Consider the following 3,097-nt stretch of genomic DNA (forward strand, 5'->3'; position numbering starts at 1 on the left):
GAAATTTGTTTTGTCAGCATCAATACGAACTGTTGCAGGTTCATCTACTAGAACAGATAAATCAACATGTACATCATCTGTCGAAGTAGCACAATTTTTATATTCTTCCTTAAAACTAATCTTACATCTATAATCTCCTTCGTCATCCTGTTGTGGATTCAAGAAAATTAATTCATGTGTTTTGGTTCCTGTAAGTTCACCCGAAACATCAGCTAAGTCGATATAATTTCCAGCTGCATCTTTTTTAGACCAGGAATAATTATACCAACTTGTATCTCCATTCGAAACATCTAAGGAATTTTGTACACCTTCACAAAACTGGAATGTTTTTCCATTATTTGAATAGCTATAATTAGGTATTACTTTCGCTTCAAATAAATCAGTATCTTCTACTGCCTGAACAAAACTAATGCTATCAATGGCAAAAAAGGTTCCTTCACCATTTAAGTTGTTATTTAATATTTTTATGGATGCATTTCTTGCACCATTAGGCCTCCACAATGCTGATACTGATTGCCATTCATCAGAACGATCAATTCTAAAGTTTTCTACAATTGTTTCATTATTAATTAATATTTTAAGAGACTGATTTCTAGAAGCATCACTTTGTGCCAATCTACCATGCATCTTAAAAATGTAATTAAACTTACTCTCTACCTCCATTTCAGCTGAACGATAGATGGTATCATTCTGATTTTTAGAATATGCCAACAACATCTTCCACCCGCCAATAGGATTAAAATCATTTAGTAGCGGATTTTCATCTTTAGGTCGTCCCGTAATTGCGAATTGACCAGGATCTACCAAATTATTCGTAACCAACTCATAATAGGAATCAAAACCATTATATCCATCTAAAAAGTCACCATTAAACAGGATTTCCAAACTTGGATCTCGATAATATGCTCTAACCTGCCATGTTGTATTTTCATTTGGAGCTGGAATTTTTAATGAACTATTTATAAAATTAGGTCCTTCCCATTCTGTTTCTCCTGCATTATTTACAACCTCCTTGTACCATTCGTAGAAATCCGGGTTTCTTCCTGTGTTATCTTTTATCGATACAATTATATCATCATCGTAACTTTCACAAATCAAACTCAAATCTGTTTCGATATCTAGCTCGGGATGAATTGGAGATACAGCTTTTGTAAAACCTGAATAATATCCAGCTGCACCTAATGTATTTGAACTTGCCGTCCATGCAACATTTATGGCCTTATCTCCTGTAAAACGGGAATCGCCTGAAATACCAGAAACAGTATAGTAAACCCACTCAGTTGAGCCAAAAACATCTTTGGGATCGTTTAAGGTAGTACCATTATGCTTGACATTAACATTCTTTTGTGCTAAAACAGTAACAGTTGGACTAATGTAATCACCAGTGGTAATTTGTTTGGCTTTAGGGATCACAACCTCTTTCATTCCCAGTGCAGTTAATGGAGGAATAAAATTCAAACCAATATTTATCCAATCTTCATTCGTTCCACACATAGTCTGATAGACATAAACATCTTTTCCTTTTGAGTTAATAAAAAGCGTTGGAATATCATCTGGATTAACAATATCATCAAGAATAATGAAATCTCCAGGATTGGCAAGCGTTCCTTTTAACTTATCATTTACCCAAATCTCGGTATTAGCTTGAGTAGCAACAACAATGGTTCTTTCTTGTCCAGCATGATAAGCTGTAGGGTCAGGTTCTGCTCTCCCCTGTCCTTTCATCACTATATACTTGTCTCTAACTTGGTCGACCGGAACGATTTGATCAAAACCTATATCCTGTGAAGGTTTAGCTCCTGCTGTCCAAGAGCCTGAATTCACAACAATATCTTTTGTTGAAGTAATATGGGTACCATTCATTCCGTTACGCACCTCTATTGATTCACTTCCAAATTTGTTGCTGTGTAAATTTGTCCCTAATGTATAAGTTTGTCCTTTATTTAAATTGACAGTAATTGTTTCGTTAGGTGTAATTGACTTTAAAACAACTTTACCTCCTTCATACATGGTAATATATTTACACTTTATACCAGAAAATGTAACCGTAGTAACACCATCATCTACGGCCATTACCGAAATAGAATGACTTCTAATGGGTCTAGTATCTTCATAATAATAATAATTTAAAGGATCACCATTTAAAATCGTATGACCATACAAATGACCTGAATAAAACTCTTTACCTTTTGCATAAGCTCCTTTTGCAGACAAAGAAAATCCATGAGTCAAAGCTCCACCTTCACCACGATTACTATAACCATGTCGAATATTTGCAAAGAATGGTCCATCGTACGAAAAAATCCTAAGGCCATGACCATCAAGTGGCTTATTTAATTCTTTCGGACCAATAATTCCATATGAGTAACTACATCCATCAGGATAGTAGTAATTACTGTGCTTACTATATGTAGCCCCCGATGGAGTTCTAAATACATAAGTCTCACTATGGTTTCTATTAACCGTGAATGGTCCAGCTATTTTATTACCTTGACCATCTTCAATATAAACATTGATATCTTTCTCTGAGTTTGTTGATAAAAACACCTCTTGCTTACCAACCTGAGAAGAACAATAAAATGGTGGCACATAGTGCTCATAATCATACTGAGCAAATCCGGACAAAGGAATTGCTAATAGTATAAAAATTGAAATTGACTTTAAAATTTTTTGAAAACGAGTAAAGATTCTACCATTTCTCATATCTAAAGATTCAAGGTTATAGTGGTTAAGTTTAAAAGATTTATTTGCTAATATTTCAAATCACATCTTTTTATTATTTTCCATTAATCAACAGATGCTATTTCAGCAAGTTAGAGTTAAAGCATTCATTACACCCATTATATTATTGCATGGACACTTTAATTTATTACACAAATATACCTTTTAAACTGATAAAAGGGTTTATTTGTTACATATTTGTATAAATATTTAGTAAAGCTAAGAAAAATTAAACAAGAGGTTATCAAGCTAAAAAAAAGGCTATCTCAAATGAGATGGCCTTTTTCATGCAATATTTTATTAAAATACTGGTGATCGAACTGCTTTAATTCTTTTTCTTCTTTTCTTGGTAGTGGCAAGGGGAAAAGAGAACGAT

The 3,097-nt window shown here is 33.6% G+C and carries 1 protein-coding gene; it reads right to left on the reverse strand.

Features of this window, described 5'->3' with window-relative positions; translation table 11 throughout:
• Positions 1 to 2,703, reverse strand: a 2,703-nt coding sequence (locus NQ163_RS20410; protein ID WP_268192161.1) for a hypothetical protein, incomplete at its 3' end; no start/stop codon positions are given.
• Between the last annotated feature and the right edge of the window lie 394 nt (positions 2,704 to 3,097).

The sequence above is a fragment of the Marinifilum sp. D737 genome (assembly GCF_026672275.1).
In the GTDB taxonomy this organism is placed as follows: Bacteria; Bacteroidota; Bacteroidia; order Bacteroidales; family Marinifilaceae; genus Marinifilum.